The 17,062-nt window shown below is 70.5% G+C and carries 13 protein-coding genes; 9 read left to right on the top strand and 4 right to left on the bottom strand.

Translation table 11 applies throughout. The features are described from left to right. The first annotated feature begins 24 nt into the window (after positions 1–24). From VF106_RS07575 to VF106_RS07550, 6 genes are read left to right on the top strand one after another with little or no spacing between them, the layout of a single operon-like run. Positions 25–1,125, top strand: a complete 1,101-nt coding sequence (locus VF106_RS07575; protein ID WP_330838866.1) for a 3-dehydroquinate synthase II family protein — start codon at positions 25–27, stop codon at positions 1,123–1,125. Further along, positions 1,115–2,047: an amidohydrolase family protein gene (locus tag VF106_RS07570; protein ID WP_330838865.1), complete on the top strand. Its 933-nt coding sequence runs from the start codon at positions 1,115–1,117 to the stop codon at positions 2,045–2,047. Before VF106_RS07575 ends, VF106_RS07570 begins: the two co-directional genes overlap by 11 nt. Beyond that, on the top strand, positions 1,941–3,197 hold the full coding sequence (locus VF106_RS07565) for an AMP-binding protein (protein WP_330838864.1): 1,257 nt from the start codon (positions 1,941–1,943) through the stop codon (positions 3,195–3,197). Before VF106_RS07570 ends, VF106_RS07565 begins: the two co-directional genes overlap by 107 nt. Positions 3,198–3,225: 28 nt before the next feature. Further along, on the top strand, positions 3,226–4,404 hold the full coding sequence (locus VF106_RS07560; protein ID WP_330838863.1) for an FAD-dependent monooxygenase: 1,179 nt from the start codon (positions 3,226–3,228) through the stop codon (positions 4,402–4,404). Further along, positions 4,401–5,195, top strand: coding sequence for a 2,3-dihydro-2,3-dihydroxybenzoate dehydrogenase (locus VF106_RS07555; protein ID WP_330838862.1), 795 nt, complete (start codon positions 4,401–4,403; stop codon positions 5,193–5,195). Before VF106_RS07560 ends, VF106_RS07555 begins: the two co-directional genes overlap by 4 nt. A gap of 18 nt (positions 5,196–5,213) precedes the next feature. Next, positions 5,214–5,870, top strand: a complete 657-nt coding sequence (locus VF106_RS07550; protein ID WP_330838861.1) for an isochorismatase family protein — start codon at positions 5,214–5,216, stop codon at positions 5,868–5,870. A gap of 4 nt (positions 5,871–5,874) precedes the next feature. Here VF106_RS07550 and VF106_RS07545 read toward each other — a convergent pair whose 3' ends face one another. Continuing rightward, complete coding sequence (locus VF106_RS07545) at positions 5,875–7,095, bottom strand: helix-turn-helix transcriptional regulator (RefSeq protein WP_330838860.1); 1,221 nt, start codon at positions 7,093–7,095, stop codon at positions 5,875–5,877. Between the two features lie 189 nt (positions 7,096–7,284). Between VF106_RS07545 and VF106_RS07540 the strand changes: the two genes are divergently transcribed. Together VF106_RS07540 and VF106_RS07535 are read left to right on the top strand one after the other, a co-directional pair. After that, positions 7,285–8,904 carry an FAD-dependent monooxygenase gene (locus VF106_RS07540; RefSeq protein WP_330838859.1) on the top strand — a complete coding sequence of 540 codons (1,620 nt, stop codon included), beginning with the start codon at positions 7,285–7,287 and terminating at the stop codon, positions 8,902–8,904. Then, positions 8,898–9,125 carry an SGNH/GDSL hydrolase family protein gene (locus tag VF106_RS07535; RefSeq protein ID WP_330838858.1) on the top strand — a complete coding sequence of 76 codons (228 nt, stop codon included), beginning with the start codon at positions 8,898–8,900 and terminating at the stop codon, positions 9,123–9,125. Before VF106_RS07540 ends, VF106_RS07535 begins: the two co-directional genes overlap by 7 nt. Here the strand turns inward: VF106_RS07535 and VF106_RS07530 are convergent, their stop codons facing one another. After that, a complete protein-coding gene (locus VF106_RS07530; protein ID WP_330838857.1) occupies positions 9,126–9,791 on the bottom strand; it encodes a M15 family metallopeptidase in 666 nt (221 codons plus the stop codon). An 80-nt stretch (positions 9,792–9,871) separates the two neighbouring features. Next, positions 9,872–12,805: an AfsR/SARP family transcriptional regulator gene (locus VF106_RS07525; protein ID WP_330838856.1), complete on the bottom strand. Its 2,934-nt coding sequence runs from the start codon at positions 12,803–12,805 to the stop codon at positions 9,872–9,874. Between the two features lie 228 nt (positions 12,806–13,033). Here VF106_RS07525 and VF106_RS07520 point away from each other — a divergent pair, with 228 nt between their 5' ends. Next, positions 13,034–14,380, top strand: coding sequence for an FG-GAP repeat domain-containing protein (locus tag VF106_RS07520; RefSeq protein ID WP_330838855.1), 1,347 nt, complete (start codon positions 13,034–13,036; stop codon positions 14,378–14,380). 50 nt (positions 14,381–14,430) lie between these two features. On the opposite strand, the gene VF106_RS07515 is transcribed toward VF106_RS07520, so the two are convergent. Continuing rightward, complete coding sequence (locus tag VF106_RS07515; RefSeq protein ID WP_330838854.1) at positions 14,431–16,962, bottom strand: hypothetical protein; 2,532 nt, start codon at positions 16,960–16,962, stop codon at positions 14,431–14,433. Positions 16,963–17,062: the final 100 nt, after the last annotated feature.

Below are 17,062 nucleotides of genomic sequence, written 5' to 3'. Positions count from 1 at the left end.
ACGAAGAAGACCAAGGGGGAACACATGAAGCTGTGCTGGCTCGACCTGAGAAACGTCCACGCCCCGACCCGGGCCATCGTCGAGGAGGCGGTGCACCAGCAGGTCGACGCCATCGTCGCCGGCGACCGGGAGGTGTTCGCCGACCTGCCGCCGACGGTGCGGAAGGTGCTCTTCCCCACCGGCGACCTGCCGGCGGATCTCGACGGGGTCGATCTCGTGATCGTGGACCCCGCTGTCCACGGCGACACCGCGACCCTCGCCGAGCGCCACCCCGGCACCGAGTTCGGCCGGTACGTCGAGATCATCGACGCCGAGACCCTCGAACAGGCCTGCCACTCGGCGCGCACAGAACAGTGGAGCGTGCTGCTGTTCCGTGACCCGACCAAGATCCCGCTGGAGATCGTCATCGCCGCCGCCGCGAAGTCCAACGGCAGCATCATCACGATCGCCGAGGACATCGAGGAGGCCGAGATCATCTTCGGCGTCCTGGAACTCGGTTCGGACGGTGTGCTGCTGGCCCCGGCCAAGGTGGGTGACGCGACCGAACTCAAGGCGGCGGCCCAGCAGCGGTCCGCGCCGCTGGACCTGGTCGAGCTGCGGGTCACCAGCGTGCGGCACGTCGGCATGGGGGAGCGGGCGTGCGTCGACACGTGCACCTACTTCCGTGAGGACGAGGGCATCCTGGTCGGCTCGTACTCCAAGGGCATGATCCTCTGTGTCAGCGAGACGCACCCGTTGCCGTACATGCCGACCAGGCCGTTCCGGGTCAACGCCGGCGCGATCATGTCCTACACGCTGTCCACCAACGCCCGCACCAGCTACCTCAGCGAGCTGCGGGCGTCGGCGAAGGTGCTCGCGGTGGACGTCAAGGGCCAGACGAGGGTGGTCACGGTCGGCCGGGTCAAGATCGAGACGCGGCCGCTGCTGTCGGTCGACGCGGTGGCCGACGACGGCACGGTGGTCAACCTGGTCCTGCAGGACGACTGGCATGTGCGGGTGCTCGGGCCCGGCGGGGTCGTGCTCAACAGCACGGCCCTGGTACCCGGCGACGTCGTGCTCGGTTACCTGCCGAGCGAGGACCGCCACGTCGGCTATCCGATCAACGAGTTCTGCCGTGAGCAGTGACGTGGACGGCCCCGTCTTCGACTTCCACGCCCGACTCGCCCCGGTTCCCGGCGCGCTGGAGCGGTTGCTCGATGTCCACGACCGGTGCGGGATCGGCGCCGCGGCGGTCTCGGCGGGCGGCAGCATCGACCTGCTCCGCCTGTCCAGGCAACTCGTGCACGGCGGCCATGTCACGACCGACCCGGACAACGACGCGGTGCTGCGCGCGTGTGCCGGGTCGTCGGGCCGCCTGTTGCCGTTCTACTTCGCCAACCCGCACCGCGACCCGGAGCACTACCGGCAGCGGGCGGCGCGGTTCGTCGGCCTGGAGCTCTCACCCGCCGTACACGGTGTCCGGCTGGACGACCCGCGCACCACGGCGCTGACGTCGGTGGCGGAGGCGGCCGGCCAACCGGTGTACGTGGTGTGCCTGGCGCGGCCCGGTTGCGGCGTGACCGACCTGGTGGCGCTGGCCGAGCGGTTCCCCCGCGTCACGTTCGTGCTCGGGCACAGCGGCATCGGGAACATCGACTACTACGGCGTCGACCTGATCGCCCCGGCGGCGAACATCCACCTCGAGACTTCCGGCGGCTACACGAGCGTCGTCCGCGCCGCCATCGACCGGCTCGGGCCACACCGGGTGCTGTTCGGCAGCGAGCACCCACTGCAACACCCGGATGCGGAACTGGCCAAGTTCCGGGCGCTGGACCTGCCCGCCGCGGACTGGCGCCAGATCGCCTGGGACAACGCACACCGGCTGCTGAAAGGAAACGGCGATGACCCACACCATCACGCACCGACCGATGCTGGGGGACTGGTCGAACCACGAGGAACTGGTGCGGCTTCAGGAGGCCCCGCTGGCCGACCTGCTGGCACAGGCGGGTCGGTCGCCGTTCTACGAGGCCCGGTTCGCGGCGATGGGCGCTCCCCGGGACAGGGATAGCCTGGCCGCGCTGCCCTTGACCCGCAAGCAGGACCTGCGGGACGCCTACCCGTTCGGCCTGCTCGCCGTCCCGTCGGCCGAGTTGGCCACCTACCACGAGTCGAGTGGTACGGCCGGCAACCCGACGCCGTCCTACTACACCGGGACCGACTGGATCGACCTCGCCGAGCGGTTCGCCCGCAAGTGGGTGCCGATCACGGCGGACGACACGTTCCTGGTGCGCACCCCGTACGCGCTCATGATCACCGGGCATCTCGCCCACGCGGCGGCTCGTTCGTGCGGCGCCACCGTCGTGCCCGGCGACAACCGGTCCCTCGCGATGCCCTACTCCCGCGTCGTCCGGGTGCTGCACGACCTCGACGTGAGCCTCACCTGGTCGATGCCGACCGAAACCCTGCTGTGGGCCGCCGCCGCACGCGCGGCCGGCTGGCAGCCGGCGCATGACTTCCCGGCGCTGCGGGCGTTGTACGTGGGCGGTGAGCCGTTGAGCGCCGCGCGGCGGGCGCGGATCGGGGACCTGTGGGGCGTGCCCGTCGTCCAGGAGTACGGCTCGACGGAGACCGGCAGCCTGGCGGGCGAGTGCGAACACGGCCGCATGCACCTGTGGGCGGACCGCGCGATCTTCGAGGTGTACCACCCGGAAACCGGCGAGGTCACCGAGACCGGCGTTGGTCAGCTGGTGGTGACACCGTTGTTCCGGGAGGCGATGCCGCTGCTGCGGTACAACCTGGAGGACGACGTCGAGGTCACCATGGACGACTGCCCGTGCGGCTGGGCGCTGCCCACGGTCCGGGTGCTCGGGCGTGCCGCGTTCGGCTACCGCGTCGCGAACGCCAGGATCACCCAGGACCGGTTGGAGAACCTGGTCTTCACGCTGCCGGCGGAGTGCGGGGTGCTGTTCTGGCGGGCGCAGGCCGAACCGTCGGTGCTGCGCGTGGAGATCGAGGTGCCGGACGCGACGAGGACCGCGGCCTGTGTCGCGCTCACCGAGCTGATCAGGACGACCTACGACGTGCCGTGCGAGGTCGCCGGGGTCTCACCCGGCACGCTGGTGCCGGCCTCCGTACTGACCGGCGTGCACGACGTCATCAAGCCACGCAGCCTGTTCGGTCCCGACGAGGACTGGAGCAGGGCGCTGCTCTACTACTGACCATATTGGACACCAACGGGGGGTTTGGTTGAGCGCCAACGAGTTGCGGGTCGCCGTGCTCGGCGCCGGCATAGGGGGACTCACGCTGTCCGCCGCACTGGACCGGGTGGGTGTGCGCCACGAGGTGTACGAGCAGGCACGGCGGCTGACCGAGGTCGGCGCCGGTATCCAGTTGGCGCCCAACGCCGTTCGGGTGCTCGATCGGCTGGGGTTGGCCGAACACCTGCGATCCGTGGCCGTTCGGATCGACGCCATCGAGATGCGTCGGTGGGACGACGGCGACACGATCTCCCGGCTACCGCTCGGCGCCGAGTGCGAGCGCGAGTTCGGCGCCGCCTACTACACGGCACACAGAGCCGACCTGCTGGCCGGGCTCGCCTCGGTCGTACCGTCGGTCCAGCTCGGATTTCGGTGCGTGCGCGCGAGTTCCACAGAGGACCGCGCCCGGCTCGTGTTCGACGACGGCGTCGTCGACGCGGGCGTCGTCGTGGGGGCGGACGGCATCCATTCCGTCGTTCGGGACCAGATCGTCCCGGACCGGCCGAGGTTCTCCGGCCAGTCCATCTACCGCGGCCTGGTGCCCGCCGACCAACTGGGCGGGCGGCGGGCGCAGGTCGAGCTGTTCCTCGGTCCCGGCCAGCACGCGGTCGTCTATCCGGTGGACGGTGGGCGGCAGTTCAGTTTCGCGGCGACCGTGCCCGCCCGCGACTGGGCCGAGGAGTCGTGGTCGGCGACCGGCAGCGTGCCGGAACTCCTGGTGGCCTACCGGGGTTGGCATCCGGACCTGCTGGAGGTCCTCGCGTCGGCCGGGTCGGTGCGCCGGTGGGCCGTGCACGACCGGGATGTCATCCCGTGCTGGAGCGCGGGGCGGCTGACCCTGCTCGGCGACGCGGCGCATCCGATGCTGCCGTTCTTCGCGCAGGGCGCCAACCAGGCGATCGAGGACGCGGCGGTACTCGCCCGCTGTCTGTCCACAGAGGATGACGTGGCCGCCGCGCTGCGCGGCTACGAGGCCGAGCGTCGACCACGCACCGAGCGGATCCACCGCACGTCACGGCAGAACGACCGGCTGCTGCACCTGCCGGACGGAAGTGAGCAACGGGAACGGGATCGGCGCCTGGCCGCCGGTGCGCGGTTGAGCGCGCAGGAATGGCTGTACGGCTACGACGCCGACAAGGCACCGTCGTACCAGGGGAGTGGGACATGACGGACAGCGACCACAGCGGGATCATGGGCCGGGTCGCGATCGTCACCGGAGCGGGTGGCGGCATCGGCGCGGCGGTCGCGTTGGCCCTGGCCGCGCGGGGGGCGTCGGTCATCGGCGTCGACCACGACGAGATCTCGTTGCGTGCCACGGTCACCGAGATCACCGACAAGGGACACAGTGCCCTCGCGTACCCGCTGGACGTCCGCGACAGCGCGGCCGTCGACCACGCCGTCGACACCGTCGAACGGGATGTCGGGCCGGTCGGGATCCTCGCGAACGTGGCCGGGGTGCTGCGCCTCGGCGCCGTCGTCGACCTCACCGACGACGACTGGTCGTCGGTGTTCGCGGTGAACACCCAGGGCGTGTTCTACCTGTCGCGGGCCGTGGCCCGCCGCATGGTGGTCCGGGGGCGCGGTGTGATCGTGAGCGTCTCGTCGAACGCGGGCGGGGTGCCTCGGATGCACATGGCGGCCTATGCCGCGTCGAAGGCGGCGACGACGGCGTTCACCAAGTGCCTCGGTCTGGAGCTCGCGGCGCATGGCATCCGGTGCAACGTGGTGTCACCCGGCTCGACGGACACCGCGATGCTGCGCGGCATGTGGGCGGACGCGGACGGCGCGCGAGCGGCGGTCACCGGCTCACCTGAGTTGTTCAAGGTCGGCATCCCGCTCGGCAAGCTGGGCATGCCGGCCGACGTGGCGGAGGCCGTCGTCTTCCTCGCGTCCGATCGGGCCGGTCACATCACCATGCACGACCTGTACGTCGACGGCGGCGCCGCCCTGGGCGGCTGAGCGGAACGAGGACTGATCGTGTCGATTCCCACCATCGTGCCGTACGCGTTGCCGGCCGAGGAGAGCCTGCCCTACGGCCGCGCGGGCTGGCAGCTCGACCCGGACCGGGCCGTACTGCTCATCCACGACATGCAGCAGTACTTCGTCGACTTCTTCCCCTCGGGCCAGGAGCCGATGACCAGCGTCATCCGCAACATCGCCGCGATCAGGGCCGCCGCGGCGGCCCGGGGCGTGCCCGTCGTGTACACGGCCCAACCGGGCAGCATGACGGCGGCGCAACGCGGTCTGCTTAGCGACTTCTGGGGTGCCGGGATGGACGCCACGCCGGCACACCGGCGGATGGTGGCGCCGCTGGAGCCGGCACCCACCGATCTCGTCCTCACCAAGTGGCGGTACAGCGCGTTCGCGCGCACGGGCCTCGACCGGGTGATGCGCGAGTACGGTCGCGACCAGCTGATCGTGTGCGGGATCTACGCCCACGTCGGCTGCCTGATGACGGCATGCGACGCCTTCACACGCGATATCCAGCCGTTCCTCCTGGTGGACGCGATCGCCGACTTCTCGTTGCGTGACCACCTGATGGCCATCGACTACGCGGAACGCCGGTGCGCGGTGACACCGGGCACCGCGACGGTCGTCGCGGCCCTCACCGCACACGACCGCGTGTCACGCTGAGGGCTCAGTCGCCGTCCGACTTCGCCAGTATGGCCAGCTCGACGCGGGACGCGACGTCGAGCTTCCGGTAGATGCGGCGCAGGTGGTAGTTCACGGTGTGCGGGGAGAGGTACACCTGCGCCGCGATCTGCCGGTTCGTGAGCCCGGCGCTCACCAGCTCGGCGATCGCGCGTTCCGTGGGGTTGAGCCGGTTCAGCGTCTCGCCGGCCGGCGTGGCCGGGGCGTCGCCGACGGCCGGCGGTGGCTGCGCCTCGTCGTGGTCGGCATCCACCGACATGGCGCCGAACTCGTGTTCCAGCGCCAGCCGAATCGGCGCCGGCACCGTGCCGCGGACCGCGCGCCAGACCAACGTGCTCTGGAACACGAGGCGCTCGCCCCGCACGTCGAGGAGGTCCGCCGAGATCGCCTCTTCCAGCGACGGCAACGTCGAGGCGGTCGGTTCGCGAAGCGTTTCGGAGATGACGCCGAGGCGCAGGGTGCGCCCGAGGATCGCCGCGACCTGGAGCAACTGTCGGCAGCGCAACGAGAGTTGGTCGAGCCGCCGACGGACGAGGACGACGACGCGCTCGGGGATGTGTGCGCCGGTGAGGTTGGTGCGCCCGCCGGTGACCCGCAGCCGCCGTTCCTCCCGAAGACCGGTCACGAGTTCACGGACCAGCCGCGGGTTGCCGTCGGCCTGCGCCGCGAGCGCGGCGAGGGCGTCGCTGGGTCTGCCGCCCGTGAGATCGGCGATCATGTCCCGCACGGCCGCGTCGGACAGTGGACCGAGCCGGATGGTCACGGTGTCCGAGCAGGTTCGGCCGCGAAACCACTCGGTGGTCACACCACTGCGGCCGGGACGGCCAGCGACCATCAGCAGCGAACCGTTCGTCCTGCCGGCCAGTGCGGTGTGCGTCAACGATTCCAGCCGTTCGGGGTCACCGAGGTGGGCGTTGTCCACCACGACCAGCCGCGACACGTCCAGGCCGTCGGTGGACGCCGGTGGCACGTCCCACCCGACGTCGGCGCCGTCGAGCACGGTCGCCATAGATGTCCAACTTCGCGCCGCGTCCGCCAGCACCGTTCGCAGCAGACGGGTTTTGCCGGTGCCTCCCGCGCCGACGACCACGACCGCGCACCGTCCGCCGTGCCGAGCCTCGTCGAGCGCCGCGGTGACGGCCGCGTACTCGTCTTCCCGTCCGCGCAGCGGCGCAGCGGTATCCCCCAGATGTTCCGGGTCTGCCATGTGGGTCCCCCAACCCGTGCAACACAACCTACCGAGGTGTTCGGTGCGCGTCGTCGCGTCATGAACTCCCGTCCCCCCATTGTGACAATCGGCGTCGTCGTGAGAATCCCGCGAAGACGTGATGCGGACGCCGTCCTGGACCAGAAAGCTCGAAGTCGACACCGGTCGACGGCGGCGGGGAGGCACCTGGTGACCGATGCGGAGCGAACGGACGTGCTCGTTGTCGGCGCGGGGCCGGTCGGCGCGCTGCTCGCGTTGGAGTTGGCTCGCCATGGCGTGTCCAGCGTTCTCGTGGATCGCGCGATCGCGGCGTCCCGGCATCCCAAGATGGACTTCCTCAACGGCAGGAGCATGGAACTGCTGCGCCGGCACGGACTTGTCGAGGAGATCCGGCGGCGCGGTGTCGGCGCGGAGCACGCGTTCGACTTCCTGTGGCTCATCGACTACCGCGAGCCGCCGGTCGCCCGCTGGCACTACCCGGCCGTCGCCCAGGTACAGGAACGGATGGCGTCGGTCAACGACGGGTCGATGCCGCTGGAGCCCTACCAACGCGTGCTGGGTTCACGCCTCGAGGAGTTGGGGCGGCAGCGGGTGCGGGAACAGCCTCGGGTCGACTTCCGGCCCGGCGTGCGGTTCACCGGGCTGAGTCAGGAAAGCGACGGCGTGACCGCTGACCTGGTCACCGACACCGGCGCGGAAGTCCGGGTCCTGGCACGGTTCGTCGTCGGCTGCGACGGCGCCAACAGCACCGTGCGGTCGGCCGCGGACATCACGATGAACACCGTCGGCCCGACCGCGTGGCACCGCGACGTGTACTTCCGCAGCGCCGATCCCGTGCTGCGGAAGTACGGCAGGTTCTTCCTGTCCATCGTCGGGCGCGGCGTGACGCTCGTGTCGCGAGACGAGCAGCACACGTGGACCGCCACGTTCCCCATCACCGACGACGAGCGATCTGCCGGTACACCAAGCGATCCGCTCGCGGTCGTGCGGGAACGGATGGGCGTCGACTTCGCGGTCGACGAGATCATCGATGTCGCCGAATGGTACGGCGAACTGGCCGTCGCCGACTCCTACCGGGCCGGCCGCGTTTTTCTGGCCGGTGACGCCGCGCACCACTTCTACCCGACCGGCGGTCACGGGGCGAACACCGGTCTCGCCGACGCCGTCGATCTCGGCTGGAAACTGGCTGCGGCCGTCAACGGTTGGGCCGGACCGGGACTGCTGGACAGTTACGCCGCGGAACGCCGGCCGGTGGCGCTGTTCAACCGCGAAATGTGCTTCAACCTGTTGGAGGTCTGGGGCCGTTTTCCCCGGCTCGTCCACGCCGGCGCGTCCCGCGCGCAACTGGCCGGATTTCTCGCGGAGGAGGAACACCAGATAGACAACGTCGGCATACATTTCGGCTACAGGTACGAGAGTTCTCCCGTCGTGTGGTCCGAACCCGGCACCGCGCCCGACTGGCGGTGGCGACATGTCGTGCCGACCACCTGGCCGGGCGGGCGTGCTCCCAGCGTGCGCCTGCCCGGCGGGCGGGAACTGCTCGACTGTCTGGGTCCCGATTTCACCCTGGTCGACACGTCCGGCGACGGCAGCGGCACGCGACTGGTGGCGGAGGCCAACTCCCGCGGCCTGCCGACCGCCTATGTGGCGGTCAACTCCGCCCGGGTGGCAGCGGTCTGGGAACGCTCCCTCGTCCTCATCCGCCCGGACCAACACGTCGCCTGGCGCGGTGACATCCCACCGGACGACTGGCCCGCCGTCGTCGACCACGTCCGCGGCGGCGCGCCCTGTACCCGGTCAGCGTGGTGAACCCGGCTGCCGGCAAGGAGTGGCGCGCCGACCTGGACCCGAAGATCCAGGTCGTGCGCGAGCTGGCCAGCACGTACGGCGCGCACCTGCTCGCCGCCGACGGCATGTTCGCCGAGCTCGCCGCGTCGACGGGGCCGGAATACTGGGCCGAGGACGGTGTGCACCCGACACCCGCCGGTCACGCCGCACTCGCGGCGGCCTGGCTGCGCCTGGTCGCGTGACTAGGACTCGTCGTGATTCAGTGTCGCTGGGCCGTAGCGGGCGTGGTTGGGGCCGGTGACGAACGCCCAGTACCGGTCTCCGTGGGACCAGTGCCACCATTCGCTCGGGTAGTTCACGAAGCCGGTGGCGGTCATCGCGTCGATCAGTGTGTCGCGGTTGGCGCGGGACTTGGCGTCGATCAGCGTGGACGCGGTGAAGCACTCCAGGCCGTGTTCGGGCGGTGTCGCGTTCACCTCGCTACCCATGGGCAGCTCGACGCCGTCGACGGTGCACAGGGTGACGTCGACGGCGCCGCCGGCGACGTGCGGTGCCACCTCGGGGGGTGACACGTAGGTGGCCGCCTCGGCGTGCACCCGCTCGATCGACCACGTCGGGTTGGCCCGCGCGATGCGGGACATGCTGCTCGCGAAGTACCGCTTCTGCACGGCGTGGGGCCGGTATGCCTCGATCACCAGCAGGCGTAGTCCGCGCGGGAGTTGGCTCTGCGCGGTGATGAGCTGGTCCGCGACGGACAGTCGCACGTGCGCGTAGGCGCCCTGCTCGTCGGCGAGCCTGGTGTCGACGCGGATGGCGCCCGTGTCGCGCAGGTCCACCAGTGGCTCGCCGCACTCCCGGACGGGCACGGCGACGACCCGGGGGTCTGACAACGAGACGAAAGGCGGCATGGGTCTTCGTTCCTTCGGCGTGGCACGGGCAATCCGCGGCCACCGTTCACCGCTGCCCTTCAGGAACGCTGTAGCCGCTGTTACAGCGAGAGCTCGGTGTACTCGCGGGCGCCGTAGGTGCGGAACGTCTCCATGGCCACGGTCGTCATCTGCCGCGCGGTCGACGCGTCGCCGAGCGCCGTGTGCACCTTGGCCAGGGTGTGCAGGGTGCGTGCCCGCAGCAGTTCGGTGTGCAGGTCGGTCCACCGGCGCAGCGAGTCCTCCAGGCAGTCCTTGGCCTGGTAGAGCCGGCCGTCCGCGAGGTGGATCTCGCCGACGACGCGGAGGGTGCACGCGTGGCCGAACGCGTCGGCCAGTGTGCGGCAGACCTCCAGCGCGTGCTCAGCCAGCGGCAGCGCCGTGGCCGAGTCCCCGCGCCGCAGCAGCGCCTTGGCCAGCGCACGTTCGGAGTAGGCCACCAGGATCCGGTCCTCGGTCTGCTCGAAGATCGCGAGTGCGGCACGGGCGAACTCCTCCGCCTGTGCCCACTCGTCGCGGGCTCGGTGATACAGCGAGAGGCTGCGCAGTGTCAGTCCCTCGCCGCGCCGTGAGCTCGCCGCGACGAAGAGCGTTCGTGCCTCGCTCAGTGCGGCGTACGTGCCCGGGTAGTCACCCATCTCCAGGCGCACCGTGCCGATGAGACGCTGGACGTTGCCCATCGCCGCGGGCTCCGCGAGACCGGCCCACTTCCGCCCTGCCTGGCCGAGGAAGTGCAACGCCTCGGGCAGGTAGCCCTGTTCACGGCAGGCTGCGCCGAGCGCGGCGAGCGTGGTGGCCTCACCGCGGGCGTCGCCGGCGGTGCGGAAGACCGACAGCGCCTGGCTGAGATGGGCACGGGACCGGGGAAAGTCGTCTCGCTCGTAGTACAACTGGCCCAACCCGGCCAACAGCGTCGCCTCGCCAAGAGCGTTGTCGTTGCGGCGGGCGGCGGTGAGCGCCGCGTCGTGTGTGCGGTGCCATGACCCGAACGGGTCGTCGAGAATCCGGTGGTGGCCGCCGAAAGCGGCGCCGGACAGGGCGGTGGCGAGTTCGACGGCGATGCCGTCCAGGTCCAGGGCAGCGGCCAGCTCGACCGCGGTGGTCAGCGCCTCCTCCTCGGCGCGGAACCACTCGTACGGTCGGGCCACGACGCGCCGCGTGATCTCCGGGTCGACGCTACGGCCGTTGCGGAAGGTGGGCTGGATCGACGGCAGGATCGGCGGCACGTTCTCGTTGATCCGCTCGACCAGGTATATCCAGCCCCCGAGCACGCGTTCGACGGTGGCGGCCCGTTCCTTCGGCGGCTCCTCATCGAGTGCGCGTTCCAATGCGAACAGGCGAACGAGGTCGTGCGGCCGGTACCGCATGAGACCGAGGGGATCCATGCCGTCGACGTCGAGGAGGGACACGTCGACCAGGTCCTCGAGTACGCGTTCTGCGTCGTCGAGCTCGGCGTCCAGTGCCGCCGCGGCGACCCAGGCCGGACAGTAGGGCAGGCCGAGCAGACCCAGCCTGCGCAGCGCGGTCCGCGCCAGCTCGGGCAGAAGCTCGTAGCTGAGCTTGATGCTCGCCCGTACCTGCTGGTCGCCGACCGCCAACTCGTCGAGCCGGTGTTGCTCGCGGGCCAGCCGGTCCGCCAACCGGGACAGTGACCAGTGTCTTCGGGAGACCAGCCGGGCGCCCGCGATGCGGATGGCGAGCGGCAGTTGTCCACACAACCGCGTGATCTCGGTGGCCGCCGCTGGTTCGGTCGCCGACCGGGCGGCGCCGACGATGCTGGTGAACAGGTGGACCGCGGCGTCGGTGGGGAGCACACCGAGCTCGACGAACGTCGCACCGGCCAGCGCGGCCAGCCGGTTGCGGGAGGTGATGAGTACCGCGCAACCCGGGCTGCCGGGCAGCAGCGGCCGCACCTGCGCCTCGTTCGCCGCGTCGTCGAGCACGATGAGCGTGCGGGAGCCCGCGAGCAGCGTCCGGTACCGGCTGACGCGCTCCTCGAGCGACCCGGGCGCGGTCGACGCGGGTTCGAACTCACGCAGGACGCGACCCAGCACCTCCTCGGCGGTGGTTGGGCTGGCGGTGGAGCCGTGCAGTTCGACGTGGTACTGACCGTCGGGGAAGTGCTCCGCGATCTCGTGCGCGACGCGGTGCGCCAGGGTGGACTTGCCAACACCACCCGCGCCGGAGACGACGGCGATCGGCATCGTGGTGCGCCGCACCAGGGTCGTGCGCAGCGCCTCGATCTCCGGGTCCCGGCCGGTGAAGTCCGGTGGCGGGGACGGCAGCTGTCTCGGTGTGCGTGAGGCGGCGGCCGGCAGCAGGGCCACGTCGCACCGCAGGATCGACTCGTGCACACCGCGCAGCTCCGGGCCCGGGTCGATGCCCAGCTCGTCGAGCAGCGCCTGCCGGCCACGGTCGTACACCTCCAGCGCGTCGGTCTGACGACCCGCTCGGTACAACGCGACCATGAGGCCGCAGCGCAACCGCTCGCGCGTGGGGTGCAGGGTGACCAGCTCGGTCAGCTCCGCGAGCAGCTGCGGTCCCTGCCCGATCGCGAGGTCCGCGTCGATCCGCTCCTCGGTCACGGTCAACCGCAGCTCGTCGAGCCGGGCAGCCTCGGCCCGCAGGAACGACTCACCGATCCCGCCGAGCGCGGGGCCGCGCCACATGGCGAGCCCGGCCCGGAAGCTTTCGCCTGCCTCGACGTGGTTTCCCTGCTGCGCGGACTGTCGTCCCCGCGCCACGAGCCGTTCGAACAACCGCACGTCCAGGGCGTCCTCCGGGATCTCGGCCCGGTACCCCTGCTTGTCGAAGGTGATGATCGGCGGCAGTCCCGCGTCGCTGAGCGTCCGGCGCAGCGTCGCGACGTAGGTCTGCAACACCGCGCGTGCGGTGTTGGGCGGATCCTCGCCCCACACCACGGAGTGCAGCCGCTCGGCGAGCACCGTGCGGCCGTGCTCGAGCAGCAACGCCGCGAGCAGCGCGCGAGGCTTCACCCCGGGGAGGGCGACTTGTCCGGATGGTCCGACCGCCTCCATAGGCCCAAGAAGGCAAAACTTCACGCGTCCTCCCCCAGAGAACCGGACGTGACACCGCGAAGGCAAGCGTCACGGATCAAGACTAGCCGACCGGACCGCCCCGCTGTAGTCCTCATTGAACCGTTCCTACAGCCGCCTCCCAGAGCCTTTGTGCTGTCAACGCATTCACGTTCAGGGAAGGTCGTCATGAACAGAACCGGTTCACGACTCGCGAGGCTCCGGGACCACAAACTGGTCTCCGCGGTCGCGGTCGTCGTGATGCTCGTCGCGGGCCTGCTCACACTGCAGCTCACGGTCGGGAAGCAGGAAGCCAGCGCGGCGTCCTCGGTGGGCGGGTCGATCACCCGCGCCGAGGTGATCGCCCGTGCGAAGTACTGGTATGACCGGGGAGACACCTGGTACAGCCAGGACCAGGCGGACGCCAAGCCCGACGGCGACGGCCACACCTACCGCCCGGACTGCTCGGGTCTGGTCGCGATGGCCTGGCACCTGCCGAAGAAGTCGGACGGATGGGATCTCAACACCGACGACTTCCACTCGTACTCGGGGAAGACCTGGCTGTCGAGCCTGCACGACCTGCTGCCCGGCGACGCCCTGCTCAAGGACGGCCACATGGAGCTGTTCGAGAAGTGGGTCAACCCCAACGACCACACCGACGGCGCCTGGGTCTACTCCGAGAACACCTACGGCCAGAAGACCAACCACAACACCAACTCCTGGTCGGAGATGACCACCTACCGGGGCATCCGCTACGACAAGATCGTCGAGCCGACGCCGCCGGTTTCGGATGGTGGGGATTTCGATGCTGATGGTGTGGGGGACATCTTCTCCGCCGCTACGGGGACGTTGACGGTGTGGAATGGTCGCGGTGACAACAACTTCAGCTCCGCGACGGCTGTTGGCCCGGGTTGGTCGACGTTCAGCCGTCCGATTGCGGGTGACTTCAACGACGACGGCATCAGTGACCTCGCCGCGGTCGAAGGCGGCAGCACCCTGCACATCTGGAACGGTCGTGGTGACAACAACTTCACCTCCGCGATCGCGGTCGGCCCCGGCTGGGGTGACTACGACAGCACCCTCGTGTCGCTCGGTGATGTGAACGGCGATGGCCACGCCGACATCGGTGCGGTGAAAGAAGGTACCGGCACCCTCTACATCTGGAACGGCAAGGGCAGCAACAACTTCGGCTCCGCCACTGCCATTGGGCCCGGCTGGGCCGCGTTCAGTCGTCCGACTGCTGGTGACTTCAACGGCGACGGGATCGGTGACCTGGCCGCGGTCGAGGGTGGCAGCATGCTGTACATCTGGAATGGTCGTGGTGACAACAACTTCAGCTCCGCGGTCGCTATCGGCCCGGGCTGGGGCGACTACGACGACACGTTGATGACGTTGGGCGATGTCAACAGCGACGGGCACACCGATATCGCTTCCGTGAAGGAAGGCACCGGCACCCTCTACATCTGGAACGGCAAGGGCAGCAACAACTTCGGCTCCGCCACCGCCATCGGTCCCGGCTGGACCCCTTATTTCTGAACAACGGAAGGATGAGTCGAGCGGTTGCGAGGACCCCGCACCCGCTCGACTCAGTCGTGTTCGGGGGCCGGGTCGACGGCCTCGCGGGTCAACAGGACGAAGCGGGATCCGCCCAGATCCACGTCGACCGGGCGGTCCAGCTCCAGCGTGAGCGGGTCGCCGGTGATCCGGTACGTGTGGGTCGAGCCCGTGCGAAGTGGTTCCCGGTCGGTCACCTCGTGCCGCGTCTCGCCGTCCACCAACGACCACGTGCCGGACAGCAGCAACACCTGCCGCACCTCCAGCACACCGGGCGCGGTCTCCCACCATCGGAAGCGCACGACGCTGAACTCCGTGCTCCAACTGCACCAGTACGTCCAGCCGGTGCCGTCGCCCCGAAGCACGAGGTCGGAGTACTCCGGGTCGTGGGGGTGGAGGTCGCCGTCCGACCAGTGGCCCACCGGGTTCCCATCCAGCGCGCGGCGCAGCGCGGCGAGGACGAGCATGTCGTCGGCGATGCTGTCGCCGGAGGTGGGGATGCGGGTATCCGCATCCAGGATCCGAGCGAGCGCCCGCGCGACGTGGTCCCGCAGGTCGGGCCGCGTGGTGAGCGATGCCCGGAGCACCCGCGTGGCAACCGGCGCGACGGCGATCGCCGTCCCGATGGGAAGTGCGGCGAGCAGTGACGCGGTCACCCGGTCCGTCGCCTCGGCCGGGATGATCTCCCCCAGGTCCTGGAGCGACTCCAGCGCGACCGCGCTCGCCCAGTGGTCCCGTTGGCCCGACCAGTCTTCGCGACCGTTGCGTGCGATGTCTCCCAGCAGGTCCACCCACTCCTGGCGGCGACTCGGTTCGAGGGCGACAATCCGGTTCCCCACGGCGATACCCTCCGGCAGTGGGTCGCCGGCTTCGTCCACAATGGCGCGGACCGTGGGCCACGCACGTGCCGCGTCCCCGGTGTCGACCACCGCTCGCGCTGCCACCACCTGGCGCAGCCGAGCGGGGGAGGACGTGTGCGCCACCCCGTCGAGCAGCCGCAGGCAGGTGGCATGGAACGCCGGCGAAGGACGCCGGGCCCAGATCGCCAGGAGGCTTGCCGGGGCGTCCTCGTCACCACCGGCCAGCTCCCACGCGCGTTCGAACGCCTCGTCACGCCGGTCGGTCGGGTCCAGGACGGCCCGCGCGGTCACGAGCCAGGCCGCGTCGCCTTCCGTGCGCAAGGCCGCCACGACCAGCGGGCGCAGTTCCGGCGTGAGCACCTCGGGGTGGTCGACCCCGATCCGGGCGAGCAGCACGCATGCCGGCGCGTGAGGCACGGCGGTCAGCGCGGCGCGGACCACGGCCTCGTCGGCCGGGAGTTCGGCGAGCACCTCGATCCATCCCGTCGAAGCCCGCGGCCACGCGGCAATGGCACGGCCGGCCAGGTCGACCAGCTCCCGTGCCGCCCACGCCGTGGCTCGGCGGTGGGCGGGGAAGCCGATGAGGGCGGTGGAGAAGCGCGTCTGTTCCGCACCGACGAGGGGCTCCTCCGGGCTCGCGGTGACCACCGCTGTCGCCAGCGCTGCCCAGCGCCGGTCCCGCGCGGCGAAGAGCACGACGGCCGCGTTCGCCAACACCGCTGTCTCGGCGGTCCCCTCGGCGATCCGCGCGATGGCGTCGCACACCTCCGGCGTCCGTTCCGGTGCGCCGGGAAGAACCCGCGCGAGCGCCCCGACGAGACCGGCCGCGATCTCGGGCGTGTCCGGCATGAGCGCCATCAGCCCGTCCAGCGCAGGGGCCGCGCCGGAGCGGGAGACAACGGCGAGGGTGACCCAGCCGCCGATCAGCTCGTCGATCCGTGCCGCTCGCGCGGACTGGAGCCGTCGTACCACAGGCACGGCTCGCGCTCCCGCGGCGCCGACCAACAGGTCGAGGGAGGTCTGCTCGCCATCGCCGGCGTCGTGCCGCGCGTGGTCGGGCCACAGGCGCACGAGGTGGTCGACGGCGCCTGGGAGGTCGCGTCCGGCCGCGACGGCGGACGACACGGCCGCGAAGATCACGGTGTCATCGTCGCGTGCGACCACGGTGGCCAGATCGGCGGCGTCGAACATCCCGTGCCACACCAGTGACTCCATCAGCGCGACGGCGGCCTCCGGGTTGTCCTCGCGCTCGAACCGCGCCCGCAGGACCGCGAGGACCTCGGCGGTACCGGTGGCGTGCGTGGTGCAGTGGTAGACCCCTTGGCGCACGGACGGATCGGCGTCCTCCAACAGCGGCAGCAGGTTCCGGACCGTTTCGTCCAGCGCCGCGCGGGCCTGCCGGTCGAACGCCTCGACGTCAGCGCCGTCGGGCAGGCGTGTCGACTCGGCGTAGATGCCGAGCAACCACAACGCGCTCGCCCTGCCCGGCGCGGCCCGATCATGGGCGATGTCCACGAGGAACGGCAGGGCCGCCACCGTGGCGGGGTACACGCTTCCCTGGTGGAGCAGCGAGTTGAACAGCTCGCCGAACGCCTCCTCCCAATCCTCGCCCCGGAGTTGCTCCAGCAGCGCAGGAATGTCGTCGGCCGCGCCATAGGCGTGTCGCAGCCGCGACCAGTCGAGCGGCTCCCCGTGCGTGATCACGTCGGGAGACTAACGGGCGGTGCCGATCACCCACCCTCATGTCCGTGGACGATCCCGAGCCGCGCAGGGCGGTGATCACCGCGCTCAGTGATAGCTCACG

The organism is Actinophytocola sp., from assembly GCF_036378875.1.
In the GTDB taxonomy this organism is placed as follows: Bacteria; Actinomycetota; Actinomycetes; order Mycobacteriales; family Pseudonocardiaceae; genus Actinophytocola.
Note: the sequence above shows the minus strand (reverse complement) of the source record. Positions and strands in the feature narration are given on the sequence as shown.